23 protein-coding genes are annotated in these 24,459 nt (G+C 69.4%); 9 read left to right on the top strand and 14 right to left on the bottom strand.

The features are described 5' to 3' along the window. Positions 1 to 114: 114 nt before the first annotated feature. Positions 115 to 780: a septum site-determining protein MinC gene (minC, locus tag AC0IWM_RS01990; protein WP_471753095.1), complete on the top strand. Its 666-nt coding sequence runs from the start codon at positions 115 to 117 to the stop codon at positions 778 to 780. Between the two features lie 3 nt (positions 781 to 783). Here the strand turns inward: minC (AC0IWM_RS01990) and AC0IWM_RS01985 are convergent, their stop codons facing one another. Both AC0IWM_RS01985 and ppk2 read right to left on the bottom strand, forming a co-directional pair. Continuing rightward, positions 784 to 1,578, bottom strand: a complete 795-nt coding sequence (locus AC0IWM_RS01985; protein ID WP_471752820.1) for an enoyl-CoA hydratase/isomerase family protein — start codon at positions 1,576 to 1,578, stop codon at positions 784 to 786. A 95-nt stretch (positions 1,579 to 1,673) separates the two neighbouring features. Beyond that, positions 1,674 to 2,591, bottom strand: a complete 918-nt coding sequence (gene ppk2, locus AC0IWM_RS01980) for a polyphosphate kinase 2 (protein WP_471752819.1) — start codon at positions 2,589 to 2,591, stop codon at positions 1,674 to 1,676. Between the two features lie 194 nt (positions 2,592 to 2,785). Here ppk2 and AC0IWM_RS01975 point away from each other — a divergent pair, with 194 nt between their 5' ends. Next, entirely contained in the window at positions 2,786 to 2,914 is a 129-nt protein-coding gene (locus AC0IWM_RS01975; RefSeq protein ID WP_447677293.1) for a TFIIS helical bundle-like domain containing protein, read from the top strand. A 19-nt stretch (positions 2,915 to 2,933) separates the two neighbouring features. Here the strand turns inward: AC0IWM_RS01975 and AC0IWM_RS01970 are convergent, their stop codons facing one another. Both AC0IWM_RS01970 and AC0IWM_RS01965 read right to left on the bottom strand, forming a co-directional pair. Continuing rightward, the gene (locus AC0IWM_RS01970) at positions 2,934 to 4,559 is read right to left on the bottom strand and encodes an ABC-F family ATP-binding cassette domain-containing protein (protein ID WP_056471327.1); all 1,626 of its coding nucleotides are present in this window, start codon (positions 4,557 to 4,559) and stop codon (positions 2,934 to 2,936) included. Positions 4,560 to 4,700: 141 nt separating this feature from the next. Then, on the bottom strand, positions 4,701 to 5,894 hold the full coding sequence (locus AC0IWM_RS01965; protein ID WP_471753094.1) for a patatin-like phospholipase family protein: 1,194 nt from the start codon (positions 5,892 to 5,894) through the stop codon (positions 4,701 to 4,703). Positions 5,895 to 6,309: 415 nt separating this feature from the next. Between AC0IWM_RS01965 and AC0IWM_RS01960 the strand changes: the two genes are divergently transcribed. Together AC0IWM_RS01960 and AC0IWM_RS01955 are read left to right on the top strand one after the other, a co-directional pair. After that, the gene (locus AC0IWM_RS01960) at positions 6,310 to 7,431 is read left to right on the top strand and encodes a histidine kinase dimerization/phosphoacceptor domain -containing protein (RefSeq protein WP_471752818.1); all 1,122 of its coding nucleotides are present in this window, start codon (positions 6,310 to 6,312) and stop codon (positions 7,429 to 7,431) included. Next, on the top strand, positions 7,428 to 7,868 hold the full coding sequence (locus tag AC0IWM_RS01955) for a response regulator (RefSeq protein ID WP_471752817.1): 441 nt from the start codon (positions 7,428 to 7,430) through the stop codon (positions 7,866 to 7,868). Before AC0IWM_RS01960 ends, AC0IWM_RS01955 begins: the two co-directional genes overlap by 4 nt. 6 nt (positions 7,869 to 7,874) lie before the next feature. Here AC0IWM_RS01955 and AC0IWM_RS01950 read toward each other — a convergent pair whose 3' ends face one another. Then, positions 7,875 to 9,731: an ABC transporter ATP-binding protein gene (locus tag AC0IWM_RS01950; protein ID WP_471752816.1), complete on the bottom strand. Its 1,857-nt coding sequence runs from the start codon at positions 9,729 to 9,731 to the stop codon at positions 7,875 to 7,877. A gap of 191 nt (positions 9,732 to 9,922) precedes the next feature. Between AC0IWM_RS01950 and AC0IWM_RS01945 the strand changes: the two genes are divergently transcribed. Both AC0IWM_RS01945 and AC0IWM_RS01940 read left to right on the top strand, forming a co-directional pair. Continuing rightward, on the top strand, positions 9,923 to 10,546 hold the full coding sequence (locus tag AC0IWM_RS01945; protein ID WP_471752815.1) for a helix-hairpin-helix domain-containing protein: 624 nt from the start codon (positions 9,923 to 9,925) through the stop codon (positions 10,544 to 10,546). Between the two features lie 89 nt (positions 10,547 to 10,635). Beyond that, positions 10,636 to 10,851 (top strand): hypothetical protein, encoded by a 216-nt coding sequence (locus AC0IWM_RS01940; RefSeq protein WP_447677300.1) that lies wholly within the window; start codon positions 10,636 to 10,638, stop codon positions 10,849 to 10,851. Positions 10,852 to 10,898: 47 nt separating this feature from the next. Here the strand turns inward: AC0IWM_RS01940 and AC0IWM_RS01935 are convergent, their stop codons facing one another. The 3 genes from AC0IWM_RS01935 to AC0IWM_RS01925 all read right to left on the bottom strand — a co-directional run bounded on the left by AC0IWM_RS01935 (position 10,899) and on the right by AC0IWM_RS01925 (position 14,997). Beyond that, complete coding sequence (locus AC0IWM_RS01935) at positions 10,899 to 11,507, bottom strand: GNAT family N-acetyltransferase (protein WP_471752814.1); 609 nt, start codon at positions 11,505 to 11,507, stop codon at positions 10,899 to 10,901. Then, entirely contained in the window at positions 11,507 to 13,849 is a 2,343-nt protein-coding gene (locus tag AC0IWM_RS01930; protein WP_056471351.1) for an Orn/Lys/Arg family decarboxylase, read from the bottom strand. Before AC0IWM_RS01930 ends, AC0IWM_RS01935 begins: the two co-directional genes overlap by 1 nt. Before the next feature lie 125 nt (positions 13,850 to 13,974). Next, positions 13,975 to 14,997 (bottom strand): CorA family divalent cation transporter, encoded by a 1,023-nt coding sequence (locus tag AC0IWM_RS01925; RefSeq protein WP_056471354.1) that lies wholly within the window; start codon positions 14,995 to 14,997, stop codon positions 13,975 to 13,977. A 259-nt stretch (positions 14,998 to 15,256) separates the two neighbouring features. Here AC0IWM_RS01925 and AC0IWM_RS01920 point away from each other — a divergent pair, with 259 nt between their 5' ends. Next, positions 15,257 to 16,507, top strand: coding sequence for a NupC/NupG family nucleoside CNT transporter (locus AC0IWM_RS01920; protein ID WP_471752813.1), 1,251 nt, complete (start codon positions 15,257 to 15,259; stop codon positions 16,505 to 16,507). Between the two features lie 33 nt (positions 16,508 to 16,540). On the opposite strand, the gene minE is transcribed toward AC0IWM_RS01920, so the two are convergent. The 6 genes from minE to dctP form a co-directional block, all read right to left on the bottom strand. Beyond that, positions 16,541 to 16,840 (bottom strand): cell division topological specificity factor MinE, encoded by a 300-nt coding sequence (minE, locus tag AC0IWM_RS01915; protein WP_056471360.1) that lies wholly within the window; start codon positions 16,838 to 16,840, stop codon positions 16,541 to 16,543. Then, positions 16,837 to 17,652, bottom strand: a complete 816-nt coding sequence (minD, locus tag AC0IWM_RS01910) for a septum site-determining protein MinD (RefSeq protein WP_056471364.1) — start codon at positions 17,650 to 17,652, stop codon at positions 16,837 to 16,839. The genes minE and minD overlap by 4 nt, the downstream gene beginning before the upstream one ends. A 13-nt stretch (positions 17,653 to 17,665) precedes the next feature. Beyond that, the gene (minC, locus tag AC0IWM_RS01905; RefSeq protein ID WP_471752812.1) at positions 17,666 to 18,379 is read right to left on the bottom strand and encodes a septum site-determining protein MinC; all 714 of its coding nucleotides are present in this window, start codon (positions 18,377 to 18,379) and stop codon (positions 17,666 to 17,668) included. A 237-nt stretch (positions 18,380 to 18,616) separates the two neighbouring features. Then, on the bottom strand, positions 18,617 to 19,969 hold the full coding sequence (locus tag AC0IWM_RS01900; RefSeq protein WP_471752811.1) for a TRAP transporter large permease: 1,353 nt from the start codon (positions 19,967 to 19,969) through the stop codon (positions 18,617 to 18,619). Continuing rightward, complete coding sequence (locus AC0IWM_RS01895) at positions 19,966 to 20,682, bottom strand: TRAP transporter small permease (RefSeq protein WP_471752810.1); 717 nt, start codon at positions 20,680 to 20,682, stop codon at positions 19,966 to 19,968. Before AC0IWM_RS01895 ends, AC0IWM_RS01900 begins: the two co-directional genes overlap by 4 nt. Then, positions 20,679 to 21,698, bottom strand: coding sequence for a TRAP transporter substrate-binding protein DctP (gene dctP / locus AC0IWM_RS01890; RefSeq protein WP_056471375.1), 1,020 nt, complete (start codon positions 21,696 to 21,698; stop codon positions 20,679 to 20,681). The genes AC0IWM_RS01895 and dctP overlap by 4 nt, the downstream gene beginning before the upstream one ends. A gap of 180 nt (positions 21,699 to 21,878) precedes the next feature. Here dctP and AC0IWM_RS01885 point away from each other — a divergent pair, with 180 nt between their 5' ends. Both AC0IWM_RS01885 and AC0IWM_RS01880 read left to right on the top strand, forming a co-directional pair. Next, on the top strand, positions 21,879 to 22,535 hold the full coding sequence (locus AC0IWM_RS01885) for a GntR family transcriptional regulator (protein WP_447677309.1): 657 nt from the start codon (positions 21,879 to 21,881) through the stop codon (positions 22,533 to 22,535). A 137-nt stretch (positions 22,536 to 22,672) separates the two neighbouring features. Next, positions 22,673 to 24,349, top strand: coding sequence for a methyl-accepting chemotaxis protein (locus tag AC0IWM_RS01880; protein ID WP_471752809.1), 1,677 nt, complete (start codon positions 22,673 to 22,675; stop codon positions 24,347 to 24,349). Positions 24,350 to 24,459: the final 110 nt, after the last annotated feature.

Genomic DNA, 24,459 nt, shown 5'->3' with positions numbered 1-24,459 from the left:
AGGATAAGGTGACGGCCAGCGCCCGCTTCCCGCGAACACCGCCCGAGAACAAGACACCCGATCGTGACCTCCAGCTCCCCACGTCCCCCGATCCGCTTCCGCGGCCGCTCGTTCATGGCTCTGGTGCTCGCCCCGGTGCTGCCCGTTTCGGACTGGCTCGACGACCTCGACGCCCTGGCGCGGCGCTCACCGGCCTTCTTCGTCGGGCGGCCCGTCATCCTCGACGTGGCCGGGCTCGGGCTCGAGCGGGAGGCCCTCGTTGCCCTGGTGGCCGATCTCGCCGCCCGCGACGTCGCCGTGATGGGCATCGAGGGCGCGGATCCGGGCCAGCTCGGACCTGGTCTGCCGCCGCCTCCGGCGGGCGGGCGTCCGGTCGACGCGGTCCCGGCGCCGGAGGCGACGCCGGACGCCGGGCCGGATGCGCCCGTAGTGCCGTCCGCGCCGGCCCCTTTCCGCTCTCTGATCCTCGACGCGCCGGTGCGCTCCGGCCAGACCATCCTGCATCTCGAGGGCGACATCACCGTGATGGGCTCGGTGGCCTCCGGCGCCGAGGTGATCGCGGGCGGCTCGCTCCACGTCTACGGCGCCCTGCGCGGCCGGGCGATCGCGGGGGCGGCGGGCAACCCGGAGGCGCGCATCACCTGCCGTCGGTTCGAGCCCGAGCTCATCGCCATCGACGGCCTCTACCGCACCGCCGACGACCTCGGCCCGGTCCAGCGCGGGCTGCCCGCCCAGGTCCGGCTCGAGGGCGACGCGATCAAGGTGGCGGCGTTGGACTAGGCGCTAGCGCCCCGTCCAGTTCGGCGGGCGCTTGGCGAGGAACGCCTCCATGCCCTCCCGGAAATCCGCGCTGGTGTAGCAGAGACAGATGAGGTCGTCGCCGGGACGCTCCTCGCCCGTCTCGTCCTCGACCTGGAGGCGGCGCAGGCCCTCCTTGGTCGCCCTGAGCGTCAGCGGCGCGTGGCCGGCCACCAGGGTCGCGAGCTCCGTGGCGCGGAGGGCCAGGGCCTCCGCGTCGGCCACCACCTCGCCGACGAGACCGATGGCCAGGGCCTCCTCGGCCCCGACGAGGCGGGCGGTGAAGATCATGTCCTTGACCCGCGCCGGGCCGATCAGGGCGGAGAGGCGGCGCAGGTTGCCGAGCGAGAGACAGTTGCCCAGAGTCCGGGCGATCGGAAATCCGAGCTTGGCGTCGCGAGTCGCGATCCGCAGGTCGCAGGTGGCGGCGATGGCCGCGCCCCCGCCGGTGCAAGCGCCCGCGATGGCCGCGATCGTCGGGACGGACAGGCGCTCCAGGGCGCCCATCACCCGGTCCATGAAGCGCTCGTAGTCGATCGCGTCCTGCGCGCTCGCAAAGCTCCGGAACTGGGCGATGTCGGTGCCGGCTGCGAAGGCCCTGTCGCCCGACCCCGTGACGACCACGGCTTTGACGCCCCCGTCCGCTTCGATGCGCGCGCAGGCATCGATCAGGCCCTGATACATGCCGAAGGTGAGCGCATTGCGCGCATGCGGCCGGTTGAGGGTGAGGCGGGCGATGCCGCCCTCGACCGTGAAGAGGAGCTCGTCGGTCTGGGTCATGCCAGGTTCCTGGGTGCGAGGCACGGAAGCGTATCCGTCCCTCTCGCCCATCGGGGCCGGCCGGAGCAAGCGGCCGGCCTACGTCCTCCCCGGTCTCAGAACACCGAGGGGACGAACATCTCGGGCGGCACCGGGTGGCGGGTGTAGTCGTCGTGGCGCTCGCGGTCCGGCAGGTGCACGGGCGGATGCTCGACGTCGCCGTAGGGGATCTGCGTCAGGAGATGGCTGATGCAGTTCAGGCGAGCGCGCTTCTTGTCCACGGCCTCGACCACCCACCACGGGGCTTCCGGGATGTGGGTCCGCGCGAGCATGTCCTCCTTGGCCTTGGTGTAGTCCTCCCAGCGGCGGCGGGACTGCACGTCCATCGGCGAGAGCTTCCACTGCTTCAGGGGATCGTGGATGCGCATGTGGAAGCGGAATTCCTGCTCCTCGTCCGTGATCGAGAACCAGTACTTCAGCACGATGATCCCGGAGCGGGTCAGCATGCGCTCGAACTCGGGCACCGAGCGGAAGAACTCCTCGACCTCGTCGGGCGAACAGAAGCCCATCACGCGCTCGACGCCGGCGCGGTTGTACCAGGAGCGGTCGAACAGCACGATCTCACCGCCGGCCGGCAGGTGGGTGACGTAGCGCTGAAAATACCATTGCGTGCGCTCGCGCTCGCTCGGCGCCGGCAGCGCCGCGACGCGGCAGACGCGCGGGTTGAGCCGCTGGGTGATGCGCTTGATCACGCCGCCCTTGCCGGCGGAGTCGCGGCCCTCGAAGATCACCACGACGCGCAGCTTGTGGGCCTGGACCCAGTCCTGGAGGCGCACCAGCTCGTGCTGCAGGCGGAACAACTCGCGGAAATAGACCTTGCGGTCGAGGCCGGGCGGACGGGCGGGCTGACCGAGCTCGTCGGCCAGACGCTCCAGGCGCTCGTCCTCCATCTCGAGTTCGAGTTCCTCGTCGAAGTCGTCGGCGACTTCCCGGCGGATCGCCTCGACCTCCGCTGCCCGCTGCGCGCTGTCCATGTGGAAGTCCCGTCCCTGCCGAAATAACGCCCGGCTTAGATCACGGATTCATGACAGGCTTGATACGGCACCGCACACGAGGAGTCGGACGAGGGAACGGGGACCGACCCCTGCGGGTTGAAGGGCAAGCTGCGCCATTTCGCGGGCCGCGAGCCCGGCTCGCCCGGCGCCCCACACAGCCAGAGGGTCCACCCATGAGCCTGATCGGACGCATCGTCACCAAGCTCCTCGGCAACGAGGACCGTCCCGTGGTCCGCGACGACCGCAACTACGATTCCGGCACGCCGCTCGGCCGCCTCGTGACCAAGATCCTGCGTAGGTAAGGTTTGGAGGCCGGGCGGCTCAGGCCGCCCGGCGCTTCTGTTTCTTTTCGCGTCCCTGTCCGGGCGCCCGCTGGCCGGCACGGGTCCGGTCGAGCACGAATTTCGCGTAGTCGTCCATGTCTCCGGCGAAGGGCTTGACCGTGTTGTCGGCCGCCAGCCAGAGGCGATCCGCCACCAACTCCATCAGCGAGCGGTCGTGGGTGATGAGGATGACCGCCCCGCCGTAATCGTTGAGCGCGTCGAGGAGCGCCCGCCGGCTGTCGATGTCGAGGTGGTTGGTCGGCTCGTCGAGGATCAGCAGGTGCGGCGCCTGCATCGCCACGAGGTTGAGGAGCAGCCGCGCCCGCTCGCCGCCCGACAGCGCGTCCACCGTCGTCTCCTGCTTGTCGAAGGCCAGCCCGAAGCTCGCGAGCTTGGCGCGCCGGGCCGATTCGCTGTCGTCGGGCCGCTCGCGCCGGATGATCGCCAGCGGCGTGTCCTTGGGATCGAGGGCCTCGATCTGGTGCTGGTGGAACCAGCCGACCTGCACCCGGCCTTCCCGCACCATCCGGCCGTCGCGCACCTGAAGCGCGCCCGCTGCCATCTTGGCGAAGGTCGACTTGCCCGCACCGTTGACGCCCAGCAAGCCGATGCGGTCGTCGACGTCGAGAGTCAGGTTGAGGTCGCGCAGCACCGGCGCGTCGTCGCCATACGCGATGGTGGCGTCGGTGAGATGCATCAGGGGCGGGGCGAGCGGGCGCTTCGGCGAAGGCAGATGGAACGGGGCCACGTGTTCTTCGATGGTCGTGGCGATCGGCTCCAGCTTGGCGAGGCGCTTGACGCGGGACTGGGCCTGTGCGGCCTTCGAGGCCTTGGCCTTGAACCGGTCGATGAAGCTCTGGAGATGCGCCCGCTCGGCCTCTTGCTTCTGCTTGGTCGAGGCTTGCAGACGGGCCTTCTCGGCCCGGCGCTTCTCGAAATCGTCGTAGCCGCCCGTGTAGAGTTCGAGCTTGCCCCCGGCCACGTGCAGGATCGCGTCCACCGAGTTGTTCAGCAATTCGCGGTCGTGGCTGATGATCAGGGCCGAATGGGGATAGCGCTTGAGCCGCGCCTCCAGCCAGAGAGCGCCCTCGAGGTCGAGGTAGTTGGTCGGCTCGTCGAGGAGCAGCATGTCCGGCTCGGCGAAGAGCGCGGCGGCGAGCGCCACGCGCATGCGCCAGCCGCCGGAGAACTCCGCCATCGGCCGGGCCAGGTCCTCGACCGAGAAACCGAGACCGGCCAGGATCTCGCCGGCCCGGGCCGGCGCCCGGTCGGCGTCGATCTCGATGAGGCGGCCGTAGATTTCGCCCATGCGCTCGGGTGCGGCGGTCTCGAGTTCGGCGTTCAGGGCCTCGCGCTCCACGTCTGCGGCCAGGATCGTGTCGATCAGGCTGACGGGGGTCGCGGGATGCTCCTGGTCGACGGAGGCGACGCGGGCGGTCTTCGGCAGCAGGATGGCGCCGCCGTCCGGCTGCAATTCGCCGAGGATGATCTTGAACAGGGTCGACTTGCCGACGCCGTTGCGGCCGACGAGCCCGACCTTCGAGCCCGGCGGAACCGCGACGCTGGCGCGATCGAAGAAGCGCCGGCCCCAGGCGCTGAACGTCAGGTCTTCGATCTGGATCATACTGGAGCTCGTCGGGGTGCGGGCACCGGACGGACCCGGACGCGTCCCGGACCCTACCGCACCGCACCATCCGGCGCGAGGGGCGCCCGGTGCAACCGCCCCCCTCGCCCCACGCGCCCTCCCAGCCGGCCGGATGCGGCCCTACTGCGCGGCGACCACGGAGGCCTTCACCAGCGGCGCCACCGGCACGCTCTTGTGCCAGAAGCTGCCGGTGCGGCCGGTCTGGTAGCCGGTCTCGTACAGGCTGCGCATGTAGCCCGTGTCGAAGCCGCGGGCCGTAGAGGTGTTGGGCGCGGATTCGTCGATATAGGCGAGGTTGAAGCCGATGCCGTTGGAGCGCGTGAAGGCGTAGGTCGAGGCCAGGGTGGCGCGGCTGCGGGCGCGGCTGGCCGTCGTGAACGAGCGCTCGACGATCGAGAGCGTGTTGTTCTTGGCGAGGTCGAATTCCGGCTCCAGGCGCCCGTTGATGATGACGTAGATGTCCGACTTGGCGCCCGCCTTGAACCGGCCGTCGCGCAGCAGGAACGACTGCGGCAGGGTGAAGACCGGCGTCACCACCGAGCCGTCGACATGCATCTCCTGGAAGGTGCGCTGCGCCGCCTGGACGTCGATGAGCTGCGGCGGGAACACCGCCGGAATGCTGGCCGAGGCGGTGAGCACGTCGGTGAACAGGTCGAGCGCGGCCGGGCCGCCGCTGGTGGCGATGGCGCCCATGTTCCAGATCACGGCACGCTGGGCGTCGAGGTTCGTCGTCACCACGAGGAGGCGACGGCCCTTGGCGTGCTGGGCCGCGACCGCGGCCAGGAGGTCCGGCGTCACGTAGCGGCGCACGAGATCGCGCAGGCGACCGTCCCCGAACAGCCCAGAGCCGAACAGCACGTTGGCGAAGCTCGGCGACTGCACCAGCGTCGAGGCGACGCCGCTGGTGTAGATGTCCTTCAGGTAGGCGTCGTATTCCGGGCCCACGAAGGCGAAGGGGGCGATGAGGGCGCCCGTGGAGACGCCGGAGACCAGGGAGAATTCCGGGCGCTTGCCCGATTCGGTCCAGCCGTTGAGGAGGCCGGCGCCATAGGCCCCGTCGCCACCACCGCCGGACAGGGCGAGGTAGGCGAACGGCACCTTGCTGTTCTGAGGCCGCGCCGACATCTCGGTGAAGGTCTTCTCCGAGGCATCCGCGTAGGCGCGGACATTCGGATCCAGCCCGGGCAGGACCGCGGCGGCGGCCTCGCTCGCCGTGTAGGGCGTGCGCGGGGTGGTGCCGCAGGCCGCGAGCTGGCCGAGGGCGAGGAGGGCCAAGAGCCCCCGGCTCCATCGGAGACGACGCATGTTCGACATGTTCACTGCCAAGATTCCGGAGCCCGACCCCGACGCGACCCTAGCATGAAAAACGAGCTTGGCCGTTCCCGTGTTCCGGCTACGCTTCCCGACGCCGCACCGGTGTGTCATTCGCGCAGCAATCGGGCCGATCTCGTCGGACTCGCGAAAGCGTGTAGGCATCCCGGCGCTGCGCGGTCGGCTGCGGCATCAAATGAACTTCCTGGGCACACGTCCGTTGGAGCACCATACGGTGACGGTTGACCGTCACGGTCATGGTCCGACATCCCTCACCCCTCACGACATCTGCTCCAGCCGACCGGTCGCGCCCGCGCGGGCCAGCCGCGCCGGCCGCACGTGCCGCCGATGGTCCCGAGGATGTCGGCATGGGCGGGGCGGCCCCGCAGGTCGGTGGCACGAGGAGGAGGCAGAGGCGATGGAACGAGACGACGCGTGGCACATGACGGACGACCTGATGGTCGAGGACGGCAAGGGCGACCCCTTCGCCGCCGCCATCCGGGCGACCCGCATGCCCATGATCGTCACGGATCCGCGCCGGGACGACAACCCGATCGTCTTCGTCAACGACGCCTTCCTGCGCCTCAGCGGGTACGAGCGCGACGAGATCATGGGTCGCAACTGCCGCTTCCTGCAGGGCCCGGACACGGATCCGAACGCGATCCAGCAGCTCCGCGAGGCCGTGGATGCCCGGCGCGACATCGCCGTCGACATCCTGAACTACCGCAAGGATGGCAGCCCGTTCTGGAACGCCCTCTACATGAGCCCGGTCATCACCAAGGGCGGTGACCTGCATTACTTCTTCGCCTCGCAGCTCGATGTCACCGACCGGGTCGACGCACAGATGCGGACGCAGAACGAGAAGGAGCATTTCGAGCGCGAAGTCGCCAAGCGGACGCGCGAACTCTCCGATGCCCTGGCGGCCAAGACCATGCTCGTGCACGAGGTCGACCACCGGGTGAAGAACAACCTCCAGATGGTGGCTTCCCTCCTCACCATGCAGACCCGGAGCATCTCCGATCCCACGGCGCGGGACGCGATGAAGTCGATGCTGACCCGGGTCGAGGCGCTCGGGACGGTGCACAAGCGGCTCTACCAGTCCCACGACGTCGAGCGCTTCGACGTCGCCGAGTTCGCCCGCGAGCTCGCCACCGACCTCGTGCGCGGCTCCGGCCGCTCGGAGATCAGCCTGCATCTCGACCTCGAACCCGTCGAGGTGCCGGTGGAGAAGGCGCCACCGGTGGCGCTGATGATGAACGAACTCATCACCAACGCCCTCAAGCACGCCTTCCCCGACAACCGCCCCGGTCGCCTCTCGATCCGGGTCCAGCCCGACGGGCGCTACTTCGGCATCCGGATCATCGACGACGGCATCGGCATGCCCCAGGAGGTCGTGGGTCCGCGGTCCTTCGGCAAGCGCCTGATCGAGAGCTTGGCCCGCCAGCTGAATGCCAGTATCGCTTGGCAGCCGGGCCATCCCGGGACCTCGATCGATATTCGCCTCCCGCGCGAATCGCCGGGCGCGAAGGACAGCACGTGAGCGAACCTCTCCGGGTCCTGATCGCGGAAGACGAAGCGCTCATCCTCATGCAGCTGGAATTCCTCGTCGAGGATGCCGGCCACCTCGTCGTCGGCACCGCGGCGACCGTGGACGAAGCGATCGGGATCGCCCGTGACGTGCGCCCGGATCTCGTCTTCGTCGATCTTCAGCTGCGCGGCGGCTCGTCCGGCATCGACATCGTCCGGGCTCTGCGGGCCGATGCCGCGATGGTGCTGGTCTTCGTCACCGCCAATGCCCAGCACCTGCCGGAGGGGTTCGAAGGGGCCGCGGGCGTCATCGCCAAGCCCTTCACCGAGGCCGTCATCTTCGACACGATGGCGTTTTTCAGCGAGTGCGTGCGCGAACCGCCGCCGCGCTCCGCCGTGCCCCTCGGCCTGCGCCTCGCGCCGGCCTATCGCGCCACCCTCGGCGGGTAGGCGCGCTCAGCGGTAGCCGGCCGCCTGCAGCTCGAACAGTTCGGCGTAGCGCCCGCCCAGCGCCTGCAGCTCGGCATGGCTGCCCGACTCGATCACGCGTCCATCGGAGAGCACCAAGATGCGATCCGCCATGCGCACGGTGGAGAAGCGGTGCGAGATCAGCACCGCCGTGCGCCCGTGGCTCAGCTCGCGGAAGCGCTGGAACACCTCGAACTCGGCCCGGGCGTCGAGGGCGGCGGTGGGCTCGTCGAGGATCAGGATCTCGGCTTCCCGCATGTAGGCCCGGGCGATGGCGATCTTCTGCCACTCGCCCCCCGACAGATCCACGCCCTCGGCGAAGCGCTTGCCCAGGGGCTGGTCGTATCCGAGCGGCAGGCGCCCGATGACCCCGTCGGCGAGGCTGCGTCCGGCCGCCCGGGCGACCCGGCCGGCGTCGCTGCGCGCCTCGATCCGACCCACGGCCACGTTCTCGCGGGCGGTGAAGCTGAAGCGCACGAAATCCTGGAAGATCACGCCGATGCGGCCGCGAAGGTCGTCGAGGTCGTAGGCGGAGAGGGGTAGGCCATCGAGGAGCACGCGGCCCTCGGTCGGGTCGTAGAGCCGGGTGAGGAGCTTGACGATGGTCGTCTTGCCCGCCCCGTTCTCGCCCACCAGGGCCAAGACCTCGCCGGCCGCGAGCTGGAAGCTCAGGTGTCGCACCGCCCAGGATTCGGTGCCGGGATAGCGGAAGCCCACATCCTCGAACACGATCCCGCTCCGGATCGGGCGCGACAGGGGAACGGGGTCGGTCGGCGAGCGGATCGCCGGCACCACGGCGAAGAACGAGAACAGGTCGTCGAGATACTGCGCCTGCGAGGCGATCTGCGAGAAGCCCAGCAGCAGCCCCTCGATCAGACCGCGCAGGCGCTGGAAGGAGCCCGCCAGGAAGGCGAGGTCGCCGATGGAGAACTGGCCCGCGGCGGTTCGCCAGACGATGGTGGCGTAGGCGAGGTAGTAGGCCAGCGTGCCGAGCGCCGCGAAGGCCCCGCCCCAGCCGGCCCGGCGCATCGCCAGGGCGCGGTTGTCGGCCACGAGCCGGGCCGCGAGCCCGCGATAGCGCTCGGCGATGTAGCCGTTCAGCCCGAACAGCTTCACTTCCTTGGCGGATTCGACGCTGGCTCCGAGGAAACGCAGATAGTCGATCTCGCGCCGCTCCGGCGTCCGGGTCCAGGCGAGCCGGTAGCCCTCGCGGTTGAAGTGGGTCTCGTTGAGAAAGGCCGGCACCAGGGCCACCACGAGGAGCAGGATCAGCCAGGGCGCGAAGGCCACGAGGCCGAGCGCGAAGGCCACCAGGGTGATGAGGTCCTGCCCCTGGCCGAAGAGCTGGAACAGGAGGTTGGAGCGGCCCGTGACCTGACGCCGTGCCCGCTCCAGGCGGTCCTGCTGCGCGCTGTCCTCGAACTGCTCGAGGTCGAGGTCGGCGGCGTGCCGCATCAGCTTCAGGGTGGCAGCGTTGCCGTAGAGGTCGGCCACGAGACCGTCGACCAAGGTGCTGGCGCGGCCGAGGAGGTCGGCCAGGATGGCGAGGCCGAACTCCGCCGCCACCAGCAGGGCGAGGTGCCGCAGGGCGGGATCTGCGAGCCACGCCTCGAACTCGAGGCCGACCGGATGCGGCCGGGCATGCTCGGCCACGATCGCGTCGAGGATGAGTTTGGCGAGATAGAGCATCAGGACCGGCAGGCTCGCCCGCGCGAGGCGCAGGACGAGGCTCGCCACCAGAAGGCGCGGACTGGCGGAATAGACGAGGCGGGCCAGGGCCGGCAGGTGACGCAGGGCGCCGAGGCGCGCGGATAGGGCCGTCAGGGGGGAGAGGCGGTCGGGCATCGGCCGGGACCATGACCGGGACCGGCACCTCCGTCGATGCCGCAGACGCCGCACCCGCGCGGTCGCGCAGATGTCAGTGGGTGACCGGCCGAAGTGTTCAAGCTCTTGAGGACAGCCGATTCGACGGCGAGACTTCACTTTATCGCCCATGTTAGGCGTTCGTCATGTCCACAGGCGCGAGGCCGCCCTCAATGCTCAGCGGTTCAGCGGTCCTGCGGGTCGGCGTTCTCATCGTGGTGGCGGCCATCCTCGCCGGAATCGTCCAGGTCCTGCGTCCGCACGACGGAGGACCGGCGGACGCCCCGACCGTCCGGACGACCCCCGAGACCGGAAAGGCCGGAACCCAGGCGGCGATGCCGCCGGCCGTCACGCGTCCCGTCTCCCCGGTGGCCCCGGCGCCCGCGCGCCAGCCGAGCCCTGCCCCGGCGCCACAGCCCGCCACTCCCCCCGCCGCGTCTCCGCCGGCCGTGCCGGCGCCATCGCCGAACGTGACCCTGCCGCCGAGCCTTCCGGGGCCGACCCAGGCGCCCCCGCCCCCCGACCGGAGCTTCGTCGATGCGGCTCGCCCGGCGGCCCCATCGGCCGGCGAGCAGGACATCGACAACGCCGCCGAGACGGCGGGGCCACGCGGGATTGCGATCGTCGACCTCAATACGGGGAGCGTCGCCGAGTTGAACGGCCTGCGGGGCGGCGGCATGATCGGGCGGGCCATCGTGCAGAAGCGCCCCTACGCTTCCGTCGGCGAGCTCCTGTCGAAGCGCGTCCTCAGCCGGGCGGTCTACGAGCGGATCAAGGATCAGGTCACGGTGCGCTGAAACCCGTTTCGGGTAGCGCGGCGCGCGCCGCCTGCCTAAGATGCGGCTCCAGGAAGCCGGAAAGTCGCTTCGAACACCAGGGACGAGCCATGTTTGCGCAAGCCGGGGGCGTTACCTTTCGCGAGGATCTCGGCGTCGAGGAGACCACCGAGACCGACAACATCGTCCGCTGGGACGGCGAGAAGCTCTACGTCGAACACGACATCTATCACAACGGCCAGCTGGTCCACCGCAAGTACCGCAAGAACGTCAGCGAGGCGGTGGCCCGGGCACTGCAGGCACTGATCAACCGGTCACAGCAATAGAGTCTCCGGTCCGGTGCCCTGTGCGGCCGGACCTATCCCGTCGATCCCTACTTCCCGATCCAGTCGTGCCCGGCCACCACCGCCTCGACCGGGCGCGTCCAGGTGCCGGGCTGGTCGGTGGCCCCGGTTCCGAGGGCGCACTGGACCATGACGCTGTCGCTCCAGCGCCCGTACTTGTAGCCCACCGCCGGCAGCAGCCCGACGCGAACGAAGCCGCAGGCCTCGTGGAGGCGCAACGACGCCTCGTTCTGCGCGTCGATGTAGCCGATCATCTGGCGGTAGCCGCCCGCCGCGCAGGCCTCGATCAGCGCCGGCAGCAGACGCCGGCCGATGCCGGCATGCAGGTGTTCGTGATGGACGTAGATCGAGTGCTTGAGGGTGTAGCGGTAGGCCGGGCGCTTGCGGAACGGTACCGCGTAGGCATAGCCCGCCACGATCCCGTCCCGGTCGGCCACGAGGTGCGGCAGGCGCTTCTTGCGCATGGCCTTGCGCCGCTTCTTCAGGTCGTCGGGATGGAGCGGGTCCTCCTCGAAGTCCCCGACATCGCCGACGCCGCGCCGGATGTGATGGGCGTAGATGTCCACCATGTCCGGCACGTCGGCATCCGACGAGGGCCGGATGACGAGGTCGGGGTCGCTCTCGGACGAGCCCGCCATCAGCGGCCCTCGCGCATGACGTAGGTGTAGAACCGGATGGTCCCATCCGGATCGACATCGCGAAACACGCCCTGGATCTCGGCCTCGAAGCCCGGGAACAGGTTCGCGGAGCGCTCGAACATCTTGAAGTAGTCCAGCATGGGTTTGGCCCGCTCGTCCAATCGCTCGCCCGGAAGCACCGTGCCGATGCCCGGCGGGTAGACCAGAAGCAAGGTCGTCGCCACGCGCCCCTCCGCCTCCGCGATCGGCACGTAATCGACGTTGTTGCGGGTGAGCTGCTGCACCGCCTCCTTGGGGGTCATCACCATCTCGGGCAGGTGCCCCGGCTCGAACTGCTTGCGCTGGAGCGTGCTGGTGCCGTGCTCGCGGTGGAAGGCATGGAAGTCGGCGCAGAGGTCGCGCAGGCGTACGCCCTTGTAGCGATTGGGCCGGCGCCGCACGAATTCCGGCATCGCCTCCTCGAGGGGCACGTTGTCGTCGTGCAGGCGCTTGAAGGCCACGAGGCCGGAGATCAGCGTGCCGGCCTTCGAGGATTCGACGCCCGGCGTCAGCAGGAAGAGGAGCGAATTGAGGTCGTTCTTCTCCGGCACGATGCGGTTCTCGCGCAGGTACTGCGCCACGATGGGCGCCGGCACGCCGTGCTCGGCATACTCGCCCGTGTGCCGGTTGAATCCGGGGGTGAGCACGGTGAGCTTGTTGGGGTCGGTCATGGCATAGTCGGGTGCCACGTGCGTGAAGCCGTGCCAGTCGGCCCCCGGCGTCAGCTCCCAATACTTCGCGTTGCCGGCGAGCTCGTCGGTGGAGAGGCTCTCCCACGGCACCTTGCCGTCGGGTCCCTTAACCGTGTCCGGCACGAAGGGGTCGAAGAACCAGCGCCGCAGGGGATCGCCCTCCTTCTCCTCGAACTCGCGGCGGATGGCGCGGACCTTCTTGCGCCACTCGATGCCCAGACGAATGGTGTCGTCCCACAGCACGACGCCGGAGCGGCCCTTCATCATCTGTGCGCCGACGTCGAGGGAGGCGAACAGGGGGTAAAACGGCGAGGTCGAGGCGTGGACCAGGAAGGTCTCGTTGAAGCGCCGGTGCTCGATGCGCCGGGTCTGGCCGCGGATATGGCTGTCCTTGGTGTGGATCTGAGAGGCCTGGGAGAAGCTCGCCAGCTGCTTGTGGGTCGACTGGGTGGCGATGATGCCGGGCGAGGTCTCGTCGAGCCCCTTGAGTCCCATGGCGAAGCGGCCGGCGAAGAGCGGGTGGAACTTCATGAAGCCCGCCCAGGCCTCGTCGAAGAGGATGTAGTCGCAGAGATGCCCGATCTTATCGAGGATCATCTGCGCGTTGTAGATCGTGCCGTCGTAGGTGCACTGCTCGATCACCGCGACGCGGAACGGGCGCTCGCGCCGCCAGGCCTCCTTGTCGGTGATCAGCGGGTTGTCGCGAATCTTCTGGCGGATGACGGTCTCGTCGAGGGCCTCGTGGTACATCGGGCCGATCAGGCCGTAGGCGTTGCGGTCGGTCTCTAGGAAGACGGGTATCGCGCCGCCGAGGAACAGCGCCCCGTGATGCGCGGCCTTGTGGTTGTTGCGGTCGAACAGCACGAGGTCGCCCTCGGCCACCAGGGCGGAGAGCACGATCTTGTTGGAGGCCGAGGTGCCGTTGAGGACGAAGTAGGTCTTCTCCGCCCCGAAGATGACGGCAGCCTCCTTCTGCGCCTTCAGGGCCGGGCCCTCGTGGACGAGGAGGTCGCCGAGATCGAGCACCGAGTTGTCGAGATCGTCGCGGAACACCGCCTCGCCGAGATGCTCGACGAAGATGCGCCCGATCGGCGAGCGGTTGTAGAAGATGCCGCCATTGTGGCCCGGGCAGGTCCAGAGCTGGTTGCCCTGCTCGGCGTAATCGACCAGCGCGCCGAAGAACGGCGTCTTCAGGGTCTCGGCATACTGCTTCACCCGGCTCACCAGGCCACGGGCGATGTAGTCCGGGGTCTCCTCGGCGAGGAAGATGTAGCCGTCGATGAAGTCCAGCACCTCGACGGGGATGTCCTCCAGGCGCTTGCGGCGGACCATGATGACGATGGGCATCTCCAGCCCGCGCTTCCTCATGAGGTTGATGAGTGCGGCCGCCTTGCCGTCGAGGCCGCGCTTGCCCCAATCCACCACCATGCAGCCGATGGCCGAATCGGTCTGGACCGCGATGGCCGCGTCCTCGACGCGCCGGGCCCGCACCACCTCGAAGCCGAGCTTCTCCACGGAGCCGATGATCTGCTGGACGCGCACGCCCTCGAGATCGTCCGGGTCGAAGTTCGGCGCGCACATCAGGACGGTGAAGCGGCGAAAGAAATCCATGCGGAAAAGGCTCCCAGGGGCGTTTGGCGCACCGTTCGCGACGGGACGTGACGCTTCGATGACGATCTTGCGGCGGTCGCGGTGTTTTCTGGCTCCGCGCGGCGCGACGGGGAGCCGGCTTACGATCAGCCGCGCCGTTTGACGAGCCCGAGGCGGCGGATCACGCCGTAGACCGCCAGGGCCGCCGCCGCACAGATGACGAGGGCGAGGAACGAGCCGTTCTCGAAATCGCCGAGGAACAACCCCTTGGTGTTCATGCCGAACACGCCGGTCACCAGGGTCGGCGGCAGGAAGAGGGCGGTGAGGATCGAGAGGGTGAAGAGCTGGCGGTTGGTCTCGGCCGCCGTGCGCCCGGCGATCTCGTCCTGCAGCAGGCGGCTGCGCTCGGACAGGACCAGCATGTCGCGGTGAAGCGAATCGAGGCGCTGGACCACCCGGGCGGCCATGGTCACCACCGCCTCCGGCAGGGCGTCGTCCTCTTCCTCGGTCTCGGATTCGAGGCGGTGGAAGACCGCACTGAGGCCGGCGAGCTGCCTATGCTGGCGCACGGCCTGCCGGCGGATCGGCGCCAGCGGTCGGGGATCGTCGGGCTGATCCTCGTCGAGCATCCGGTCCTCAATGGCGTCGAGGGCGTCGGAGAAGCGCCGGGCAGAGGCGTCGAGGGAGGCGGCGACGCCGGTGACGAACATCTCGAGGAGTCCCGCCGGGCTGGAGACGCGCCGCCCGGCCAGAACCGCGTCGCGGGCGGCTTCCGCCGCGGCGGTGGCGTGCCGTCGTCCGCTCACGAGGAGGCGCGCGCCCAACACGCAATGCAGGCGCCCGGCCGGCTCGTCCTCGATCCGGCCGCCGAATTCGCGCTCCCGATCGGCGATCACGAGGCCGAGATCGGCGCCCTCAATCACCACGCGCTGATGCCCGTCGCGGGCGAAGGTGGCGGCGGCGAGCGCGGGCGGGCCGAGGCGCCCGGCGGCGATCAGCCCGTCGAGGCGTGCATCGACGAGGTCGAGATGCAGCCAGAGGAATCCCTCGGCGACGGGCGCCGGCAGGCCGCCATCCGCCTCCAGCAGGCGCCCGCGCCCTTCCGCGTCGAACGCGATCGCGAAGAGCAGGCACGGGAGGGCGGTGGTATCGGTGAGAAGGCGCTGCATGCGGCCGGCCCTGTTGCCGGCAAACCGCCGACGGTCGCCGCGCTGGATCGCAAGCGCGGGCGACACTGTCATGACGGTGGCCGGTACCGGAGATGGGGAGGCGACCGCCCGCGCGCTCCTCTCCCGACAAAGCGGCGAAGGGAGGCACGCCGTCATGGGCGATCCGTCCGGGGCGAGCAGCGGTGGATGCCGCCACTTCCCCCGCGACAAGCGGCCCGGCATCGGGCTTGCTCCGCTTGAGCCAGAACAGCGGGGCGGCATGGTCGAGAAACTTTTCCACGCGGGCGCGAGCCTGGCCCTGCTGCTGGCCGTCGCGGTGCTGTTCTCGACGAATCGGCGGGCGATCTCGCCGCGGGTGGTGCTCTCGGCCCTGGCGCTGCAGGTGGCGCTCGGCGCCCTGGTGCTGTTCATCCCGGCGGGCCGCATGGGCCTCGCCGCGGCGGCTTCCTTCGTCCAGACCGTGCTGAATTACGGCGACCGGGGCACCGCGTTCCTGTTCGGCGGCCTCGTCGAGCCGCGCATGTTCGAACTGTTCGGCGGCAGCGGCTTCATCCTGGCCCTGCGCATCCTGCCGCAGATCCTCTACGTCTCGGCGCTGATCGCGGTGCTCTACCATTTCGGCGTGATGCAGGCGGCGGCGCGGGCCATCGGCACCGTGCTGCAGCGGGTGATCGGCACGTCGCGGATCGAGACCTTCTCGGCGGTGATCACCATCGCGATCGGCCAGAGCGAGATCGCCATCGCCCTGCGTCCGTTCCTGATGGCCCTGACCTCGGCCGAGCTGTTCGCCGTGATGTCGAGCGGGGCCGCGTCCACGGCGGGCACGATTCTCGCCGGCTACGCGGCCCTCGGCGTGCCGATGGAGTACCTGCTGGCGGCCAGCGCCATGGCGGTGCCGGGCGGCCTCCTCTTCGCCAAGATCCTGGTGCCGACGACGGAGCCGAGTCGGGTCACCTCCACGCGGGTCACCTTCGCGGAGACGCGGGCGGTCAACGTCATCGAGGCGGCGGCCGACGGCACCCAGAAGGGGCTGGCCGTGGCGGTGTCGGTGGGGGCGATGCTGATCGCGTTCACAGGCCTGATCGCCCTGCTGAACGGGTTCATGGGCTGGGCCGGGGGTCTCGCCGGCTATCCCGCCCTGAGCCTGGAGGGCATCCTCGGCGCGGTGTTCGCACCCCTAGCCTGGCTGATGGGCGTGCCCTGGGAGCAGGCCGGCCTCGTCGGCGGGGCGCTGGGCCAGAAGATCGCCTTCAACGAGTTCCTGGCCTATGCGCAGCTCTCGCCGGTGCTGAAGGGCGGCAACCTGGACCCGCGGACGGCCGCGATCCTGTGCTTCGCGCTCTGCGGCTTCGCCAACCTGACTTCGGTGGCCATCCAGCTCGCGAGCCTCGCCAGCCTCGCACCGGAGCGCAGGGCGGAGATCGCCCGGTTCGGCCTGCGCGCGATCCTGGCCGGCACCCTGTCCAACCTGACGAGCGCGACGCTCGCCGGGTTGTTCATCGGTGCCTGACGGCTGTGCCGGCCGGGACGGGCGTGGAGAGGCTCATGCGGCGGCGAGCTTCGCCGCCTTGACCTTCGCGGGACCGGCCTTGGTGATGGCCGTGAGCGGCAGCTCGATGTCGATGTCGAGCGTCGACATGTCCTGGCCGCGGTCGAGGCGGATCTGGACCTTGTCGCTGTTGACCTCGACGTGCTTGGCGATGACCGCGAGGATCTCCTCGCGCAGCACCATCACGAGATCGGAGCCGCCGACCCCCGCCCGTTCATGGGCGAGGATGAGTTGGAGGCGGTCGCGGGCGACCGGCGCCGAACCGCGCCGGTTGAACATGTTGAGGAGGCTCATGCTGCCCTCCGGGTGAAGAGTTTGTCGAGGAAGGACTTCTTGTCGGTGGGGACCGACATCGGGACCGCATCGCCGTTGAGGCGGCGCACGGCGTCGGTGTAGGCGCGGGCCGGGGCGCAGAGCGGGTTGTTCAGGGTCACCGGGCAGCCGACGTTGGAGGCGCGCAGGACTTCCATGCTCTCCGGGATGATGGCGAGCAGCGGGATCGAGAGGATCTCGAGCACGTCCTCGATCTTGAGCATGTCGCCGCGATCGGCCCGGGCAGGGTCGTAGCGGGTGAGGATCAGGTGCTTGTCCATCGTCTCGCCGCGCTCGGCCTTGAGCGTCTTGGAGTCGAGCAGGCCGATGATGCGATCGGAATCGCGCACCGAGGAGACCTCGGGGTTGGTCACCACCACGGCGACGTCGGCGTGGCGCATGGCCAGCGTGGCGCCGCGCTCGATCCCGGCCGGGGAGTCGCAGATCACCCAGTCGAACTTCTCGCGAAGCTCGTCCATGACGCGGGCGACGCCCTCGTCGGTGAGCGCATCCTTGTCGCGGGTCTGCGAGGCGGGCAGCAGGTGGAGCTTCTCCAGGCGCTTGTCGCGGATGAGGGCCTGGTTGAGCTTGGCGTCGCCGTTGACCACGTTGATGAGGTCGTAGACGACGCGCCGCTCGGCGCCCATCACGAGGTCGAGGTTGCGCAGGCCGACGTCGAAGTCGACCACCGCCACGCTCTTGCCGGCCTGCGCGAGCGCCGCGCCGAGGGCCGCGGTCGTCGTCGTCTTGCCGACGCCGCCCTTGCCAGATGTCACGACCAGAACTTTGGCCATATGAGCTGTCTCCTCAATCCAAGGATGCGAATTTGATGGCGCCGCCATCGAGCCAGATTTGCACGGCCTTGCCGCGCAGGTGGTTGCCCATCTCCTCGGCCGTGCGGACGAGGCGGTCGATGCCGAGAAGTTCGGGCTCGAACTTGCGGCAGCAGATGCGGGCGCGGGGGTTGCGGGCGGCGCCGGCGATGGCCCGGCCGCGCAGAGCGCCGTAGACGTGGATGGAGCCACCGGCGAGGATCTCGGCGCCGGAGGAGACCGACCCCATGACGGTGACGTCGCCGGTGGGGTGGACGATGGATTGCCCGGACCGGACCGACCCCTCGATGGTGAGGGAGGTCGTCGCCGGCTCGGGCGGCGCCGGCGGCACCTCGGGCTCCGGCTCCAGCTGGGCCGGGATTTCGATCGTGCTCGAGGGCCGTCCCTGGACGAGGAGCGGCGGGCGCCCGGGTCCGAGGAGCGACAGGTCCGTGCCCTCGATGCCGAGGATGCGGATCTGCCGGCTGCCGAGTTCGGCGAGCAGGCTGTCGAGGTCCGGCGCGGCGGGCGCCAGCCCCGCCACGTCGAGGATCAGGGCGCGCCCGTCGAACAGGGTCGGCGAGCGCTTGAGCGCTTCGTCCAGATCGGCGAACCAATCGGGAAGCGGAGTCTCCGGGGCCAGCACCAAGGACTTGAAGGCGCGGCCGCGAAGCTGAACGGGTCTGCGGGGAGGGCTTGTGTCAGTCACGGGCTCTCGCGATTCCTTACCAGACCATTGATGCCCGGTATGGTTACCGCTTCGTTAACAACCCGTGTTCAAAGGATTAAAGGCGCACATTTTCCTCTGATCCGGTGATCCAGGGATCCGGTGGGCACGCCAAACGCAGCGGCCCCGGACGGGACGCGCAACGGCCTCGGCCTGTCGCGCGCCCCGTCCGGGGCCGGTTCCGTCTCGGAGGGTCGTCGCCCGAGCGACGCCCGCAATTCACCGCGTGGTGGGCAGGAGCCAGTTCGGCAGCCACATGGCGATGCCGGGCACGAGGCAGAGGATCAGGATCGCCACCGCCATCAGGATCACGAAGGGCAGCGTGCCCCAGATGATGTCCTTCAGCGGGATGTCGGGGGCGATGTTCTTGATGACGAAGATGTTGAGGCCCACCGGCGGGTGGATCAGGCCCATCTCCATGGTGATGGTCATCACGACGCCGAACCAGACGAGGTCGAACCCGGCGGCCTTCAGCGGCGGCAGGATGATCGGCGCCGTCATCAGGATGATCGAGACCGGCGGCAGGAAGAAGCCCAGCAGGATCACGAGGCCGAGGATCGTCACCAGCAGCACCCACTTCGACAGCTGCATCGCCACGATCGCGGCCGCCGCCGATTGCGAGATGTGCAGGTAGCTCATCACGTAGGCGTAGAGGAGCGACATGCCGATGATGAGCATCAGCATGGTTGATTCCCGCAGGGTCGCGGTCAGGATCGGGCTGACGTCGCGCGGACGCCAGACGCCGTAGATGACCGCGATCAGGCCCAGCGCCAGGAGGCCGCCGAGGCCCGCCGTCTCCGACGGGGTGGCGTAGCCGCCGTAGAGCGCCACCATCACGCCGGTGAGCAGGATCACGAAGGGCAGCACCCGCGGCAGCGTCGAGAAGCGCTGGCGCATGCTGTAGGTATCCTCCGCGAGGATCGCCGAAGCGGTGCCGTTCCGCTCGTAGGCGATCTTCGCGGCCGCGTATTCCGAGCGGAAGCGGTAGACCGACCAGGTCGCGAACAGCCCGACGAGGAGGAGGCCCGGCCCGATGCCGGCGAGGAACAGGCGTCCCAGCGACTGCTCGGCCGCCACTGCGTAGAGGATCATGGTGATCGAGGGCGGCAGCAGGATGCCGAGGGTGCCGCCCGCCGCGATGATGCCGGCGGCGAAGCCCGGCGAGTAGCCGCGCTTGCGCATCTCTGGGATGCCGGCCGAACCGATGGCCGAGCAGGTCGCAGGGCTTGAGCCCGCCATGGCGGCGAAGAGCGCGCAGGCGAAGACGTTGGCGATGCCGAGGCCGCCGGGGATGCGGTGCATCCAGGCATGCATGGCCGAGTAGAGGTCCTGGCCGGCCTTGGATCGCCCGATCGCCGCGCCCTTCAGGATGAAGAGCGGGATCGACAGCAGGGTGATCGAGGCCATCTCCTCGTAGACGTTCTGCGCCACCGTATCGAGGGAGGCGCCCGGCATGAAGACGTACATGAAGGCGAGCGCCACGAAGCCCAGCGCGAAGGCGATGGGGATGCCGGCGAGCATCGCGCTCAGGGTGGCGCCCGCGTAGAGGAAGCCGATGGCCGCGACGCTCATGGATGCCTCCCGGTGACCTTCGTGTCCGGCACGGTGTTGGCGAGGGGATCGCCCAGGGGCCGGGTGCCCTCCGGCGCGAGGCCGGCGCGCGCCTGCGTGTCGCGGTTCAGATCGGCACCGAGGCCGATCTTCGGATTCGCCCAGCCGGCCTTCTCGGCGCCGTAGAGGATCTCCTCGGCGATCTGCAGGGCGAACTGGATGCCGAGCAGGGTCATGCCGATCGCCATCAGGACGTAGGGGATCCAGAGCGGCGGCCCCCAGCTCGACTGCGAGACTTGGCCGTCGACCCAGGCCTCGTGGAGCAGCGTCCAGCTCTTCCAGGCGAAGAACGCCACGAAGACGAAGCTGATGACGTCCGCCATCAGCAGGCGGGCGCGGTTGACCCGCGGCGAGAGCAGGCCGGTGAGGGCCTCGATCGCCACGTGGCCGCGCTTGGCCTGCACGGCGGCGGCCGAGAAGAAGGTGGCGCCGACGATGAGGAACACCGCCATCTCGTCCTGCCAGTCGGTGGGCTCGTGCAGGACGTAGCGGATCACGACGCTGTAGCTGAGCACCAGACAGGCGCAGACGAGGGCGATGCCACCCAGCAGCATGATGACGTGGTTGACCCCCTTCAGGGCCCGGTCGATGGTGCCGAGGAGCCCCGGAACCCGGGGCTCGGATACGGTGTGCGTCTCGGCGGCGGCCGAGGCCGCGTCGAAGGCGTGGCTCACGACACCTGCTCCGCCAGCTTGAGGAGCTCGGCGCAGCCGGCGGACTTGCCCGCGAAGTCCTTCCAGGCCGTGTCCCGGGCGATGTCGCGCCATTGGCCCAGGGTCTTCTCGTCGAGGTTCTGGACCTTGGCGCCGGCCTTGGCGAAGATCTCCTCGACCTTGGTGTCGTCCGCCTTGGCGCCGGCTTGACCGAACGGCTCGAGCTCGGCACCGATGGCCATGATGAGGTCCTGCTGGTCCTTGGGCAGGCGCTCGAAGGCGAGCTTCGACATCATCAGCGGCTCGAGCATGAACCAGTAGGAGCGCTCGCGCCCTGAGGTCAGCGCCTTGCCGAGTTCCTCCAGGCGGAACGAGATCAGGCTTGTGGACGAGGTGATGACCGCGTCGCAGGCACCCGTCTGCATGGCGGCGTAGGATTCGCTGGAGGGGATCGACAGGGTCGCCGCGCCGGCCTGCTTCATCATGAGGTCCATCTCGCGCGACCCGCCCCGGACCTTGAGGCCCTTGGCGTCGGCCGGCGCGTAGAGGGGGCGCTCGCGGCTGGCGACGCCGCCGGCCTGCCAGACCCAGGAGACGAGGATGATGCCCTTGGAATCCAGGATCTCGGTGAGCTTTCGGCCCACCGGCGCCTTCTTCCAGGCGATGGCCTGCTCGTAGGAGCTCACCAGCGCCGGCATCAGGCCGATGTTCAGCTCCGGCACCTCGCCGCCGGCGTAGGGCGAAGGGTAGAGCGACAGGTCGAGGGCGCCCTTGCGCATGGCCGCGAACTGGGCGTTCGTCTTCATCAGCGACGAGCCGGGATAGACCTGCACTTCCAGGGCACCCTTCGAACGCTCGGCCAGCGCCATCGCGAACTTGCGGCACATGCGGTCCCGGAAATCACCCTCGTCGATGGTGCCGCCGGGGAACTGGTGCGAGAGCTTCAGGGTGGTGGCGGCCCGGGCGCGCGAGCCCAGGGACAGGATGGCGGGGGCGGCGAGGCCGCCGGCGACGAGGGCACGGCGTGTCAGCATCATGGCGTGTCTCTCCCTGGGCCGGTGCCCGGCCGCATCATTTTGCGGCGCAGCATTTATACTGCGCTGCGGCTTCTTTATACATGAAACGATGTCTTGTATATTTTGTCAACGCGATTGAATAATAGTGGACGCCTGATTTCTGCGAGTCGGCGGGATTAAAACGGGCCGGGACCTCAGCGCATGAACCAGTCGCGTCGCCTCAGGCAGACCATCGAGACCGAGATCGTGGACGGACGCCTCTCCATCGGCGCGCGCCTCGACGAGACGGAGCTCGCCGAGCGCTTCGGGGTCTCGCGCACGCCGATCCGCGAGGCGCTCCTGCAGCTGGCGATGACCGGACTCGTGGAGATCAAGCCCCGCCGGGGGGCGATCGTCAGCGCGCCCGATCCGCAGCTCCTGATCGCGATGTTCGAGACGATGGCGGAGATCGAGGCCTCGTGCGGGCGGCTGGCGGCGCGCCGGCTCGTCCCCGACGACGAGGCCGCTCTCAAGGCGGCCCTGGCCGCCTGCGCCGCCTCGGCCGCCGCCGCCGATCCCGAGACCTATTACGCGGAGAACTACATCTTCCACACGGTGGTCTATCGCGCCTGCCGGAACAGCTTCCTGGAGGAGCAGGCGCGCCAGTTGCACCGCCGGCTCGCTCCCTTCCGCCGCCTCCAGCTGCGGGCCCGCAACCGTCTCGGCCAGTCCCTGGCCGAACACGAGGCCATCGTCGCCGCCATCGTATCGGGCGACGAGGCGGGCGCCTCCGACCGGTTGCGGGCGCACGTCATCGTCCAGGGCGACCGCTTCTCGGATCTCGTGGCCGGCCTTCGCTCGATCAATGCTGCGGCCTGACGGCCGAGGAGGCATGCCAGCAAAGTCATCACGAGAAGTGATGGAACAATCATTGGTTGTATCATTGGGACGCGCAAGTCAATCTTAAGGCGGATCGATTATTCGAGGACGCATCTCTTCGCCACGCGGTGCTTCCCATGCGCTTCTCGCTTAAATCGACACTGATCGGCCTCTTCGGCTTGCTGGCCATCATCACCACGGGACAGGGTCTGCTGTCTCTGTCGAAGATGGATGCCATCGGAGACCGCATGGCGGTCCTGTCCGACAACGCCCTTCCCTCCGTCGATGCCGCACACGCGATGAACGCCCTGGTGATGCGGATCCGCCTCTGGCAGTTCCGCTACGTCGTCGCCGACACCGCCGAGGAGCGCGCCAACAGCGTCGCCCAGGCCGCGACCCTGGCCAAGGAGCTCGAGTCCCGGCGCGCCGCCTACAAGGCCCTGGTCAACTCGCGCGAGGAGACCGCCCTCTACGACGAGGTCAGCGCCAAGCTCACCCAGATGGGCCAGGACTGGACCCAGCTCCAGGCCATCGACCCGACCCGGCGCGACGAGGTGCTGACCCTGTTCCGGGGTCCGATGAACGCCAATTACCTCGCCACCAGCGCCACCATGCGCAAGCTCGTGACCCTCAACGGCGAGGCCGGCGAGGCCGCCAAGGTGGCGGCGCGCGACGAGCAGGCGAGCGCCGTGCGGACCACCCAGGTCATGCTCGGACTCTCCGTCCTGATGGCCCTCGCCGCCATGGCCTACACGATCCGCGGCATCACCCGGCCGCTGGGCGCGATGACGACGGCCATGCGGCGCGTGGCCGATGGCGATGCGCAGACCGAGATCCCCAGCGTCGGCCGTCAGGACGAGATCGGCGCCATGGCCGACACCCTGGAGACCTTCCGGGCCAATCTCCTGCGCAGCCGCGCCCTGGAGGAGGAGACCCACCTCGCCCGCGCCGGCGCCGAGGCGCAGCGCAAGGCCGCGATGCGCGAGATGGCGGATGGTTTCGAGGGCGCCGTCGGCGGCATCCTCGGCCGGGTGACCACGGCGGCGGGCCAGCTGCGCGGCACGGCTCAGAGCATGGCGAGCACGGCCTCCGAGACGGCCCACCAATCGAGCACCGTCGCGGCCGCGGCGGACCAGGCGGCCTCCAACGTGGGCATGGTGGCGGCGGCGGCCGAGGAACTCGGCGCCTCCGTCCAGGAGATCGGCCGCCAGGTCGACGGCTCGACTCAGCTCGCCCAGCGGGCGGTGGACGAAGCCGCCCGGACCGCCGCGCAGGTTCAGGAACTGAGCGCGGCCGCCGCGCGGATCGGCGACGTCGTCGCCATGATCGCGAGCATCGCCGGCCAGACCAACCTGCTCGCCCTCAACGCGACCATCGAGGCAGCGCGCGCCGGCGAGGCGGGCCGCGGCTTCGCCGTGGTCGCCGCCGAGGTCAAGGAACTCGCCAACCAGACGGCCCGGGCCACCGAGGAGATCAGCGGCCAGATCGGCCGCATCCAGGGCTCCACCGGCCAGGCCGTCTCCGCGATCGAGAGCATCAGCGGGCGCATCCGCGAGATCAGCGACGTGGCGACCTCGATCGCGGCGGCGGTGGAGGAGCAGGGCGCGGCGACCCAGGAGATCGTCCGCAACGTGAGCGAGGCGGCCACCGGGACCGGGGAGGTCACGGCCAACATCTCCGGAGTCGCCGGAGCGGCCGAGGAGACCGGCGCGGCCGCGTCCCAGGTCCTGGCCTCGGCCTCGGAGCTCTCGCGCGAAGCCGAGCATCTGACGCAGGAACTGGCGCGGTTCCTCGGCACGGTCCGGGCCGCCTGAACCGTCTACCCGGGCGATCCGCCAAAACACGAAAGTCTTCGCAAAATTTCTTTACTTGCGAAGACTTGCGTTGCCAAATCTCTCGCGCGAGACATGTCGACCTGACCTCG

It is taken from the genome of Methylobacterium sp. AC433, from assembly GCF_979253015.1.
Note: the sequence above shows the minus strand (reverse complement) of the source record. Positions and strands in the feature narration are given on the sequence as shown.

What these genes read in the sequence shown, in the direction of transcription:
- minC (WP_471753095.1), top strand. Translation starts at nt 115, where the DNA reads ATGGCTCTGGTGCTCGCCCCGGTGCTGCCCGTTTCGGACTGGCTCGAC.
- AC0IWM_RS01985 (WP_471752820.1), bottom strand. Translation starts at nt 1,578, where the DNA reads ATGACCCAGACCGACGAGCTCCTCTTCACGGTCGAGGGCGGCATCGCC.
- ppk2 (WP_471752819.1), bottom strand. Translation starts at nt 2,591, where the DNA reads ATGGACAGCGCGCAGCGGGCAGCGGAGGTCGAGGCGATCCGCCGGGAA.
- AC0IWM_RS01975 (WP_447677293.1), top strand. Translation starts at nt 2,786, where the DNA reads ATGAGCCTGATCGGACGCATCGTCACCAAGCTCCTCGGCAACGAGGAC.
- AC0IWM_RS01970 (WP_056471327.1), bottom strand. Translation starts at nt 4,559, where the DNA reads ATGATCCAGATCGAAGACCTGACGTTCAGCGCCTGGGGCCGGCGCTTC.
- AC0IWM_RS01965 (WP_471753094.1), bottom strand. Translation starts at nt 5,894, where the DNA reads ATGTCGAACATGCGTCGTCTCCGATGGAGCCGGGGGCTCTTGGCCCTC.
- AC0IWM_RS01960 (WP_471752818.1), top strand. Translation starts at nt 6,310, where the DNA reads ATGGAACGAGACGACGCGTGGCACATGACGGACGACCTGATGGTCGAG.
- AC0IWM_RS01950 (WP_471752816.1), bottom strand. Translation starts at nt 9,731, where the DNA reads ATGCCCGACCGCCTCTCCCCCCTGACGGCCCTATCCGCGCGCCTCGGC.
- AC0IWM_RS01945 (WP_471752815.1), top strand. Translation starts at nt 9,923, where the DNA reads ATGCTCAGCGGTTCAGCGGTCCTGCGGGTCGGCGTTCTCATCGTGGTG.
- AC0IWM_RS01940 (WP_447677300.1), top strand. Translation starts at nt 10,636, where the DNA reads ATGTTTGCGCAAGCCGGGGGCGTTACCTTTCGCGAGGATCTCGGCGTC.
- AC0IWM_RS01935 (WP_471752814.1), bottom strand. Translation starts at nt 11,507, where the DNA reads ATGGCGGGCTCGTCCGAGAGCGACCCCGACCTCGTCATCCGGCCCTCG.
- AC0IWM_RS01930 (WP_056471351.1), bottom strand. Translation starts at nt 13,849, where the DNA reads ATGGATTTCTTTCGCCGCTTCACCGTCCTGATGTGCGCGCCGAACTTC.
- AC0IWM_RS01925 (WP_056471354.1), bottom strand. Translation starts at nt 14,997, where the DNA reads ATGCAGCGCCTTCTCACCGATACCACCGCCCTCCCGTGCCTGCTCTTC.
- AC0IWM_RS01920 (WP_471752813.1), top strand. Translation starts at nt 15,257, where the DNA reads ATGGTCGAGAAACTTTTCCACGCGGGCGCGAGCCTGGCCCTGCTGCTG.
- minE (WP_056471360.1), bottom strand. Translation starts at nt 16,840, where the DNA reads ATGAGCCTCCTCAACATGTTCAACCGGCGCGGTTCGGCGCCGGTCGCC.
- minD (WP_056471364.1), bottom strand. Translation starts at nt 17,652, where the DNA reads ATGGCCAAAGTTCTGGTCGTGACATCTGGCAAGGGCGGCGTCGGCAAG.
- AC0IWM_RS01900 (WP_471752811.1), bottom strand. Translation starts at nt 19,969, where the DNA reads ATGAGCGTCGCGGCCATCGGCTTCCTCTACGCGGGCGCCACCCTGAGC.
- dctP (WP_056471375.1), bottom strand. Translation starts at nt 21,698, where the DNA reads ATGATGCTGACACGCCGTGCCCTCGTCGCCGGCGGCCTCGCCGCCCCC.
- AC0IWM_RS01885 (WP_447677309.1), top strand. Translation starts at nt 21,879, where the DNA reads ATGAACCAGTCGCGTCGCCTCAGGCAGACCATCGAGACCGAGATCGTG.
- AC0IWM_RS01880 (WP_471752809.1), top strand. Translation starts at nt 22,673, where the DNA reads ATGCGCTTCTCGCTTAAATCGACACTGATCGGCCTCTTCGGCTTGCTG.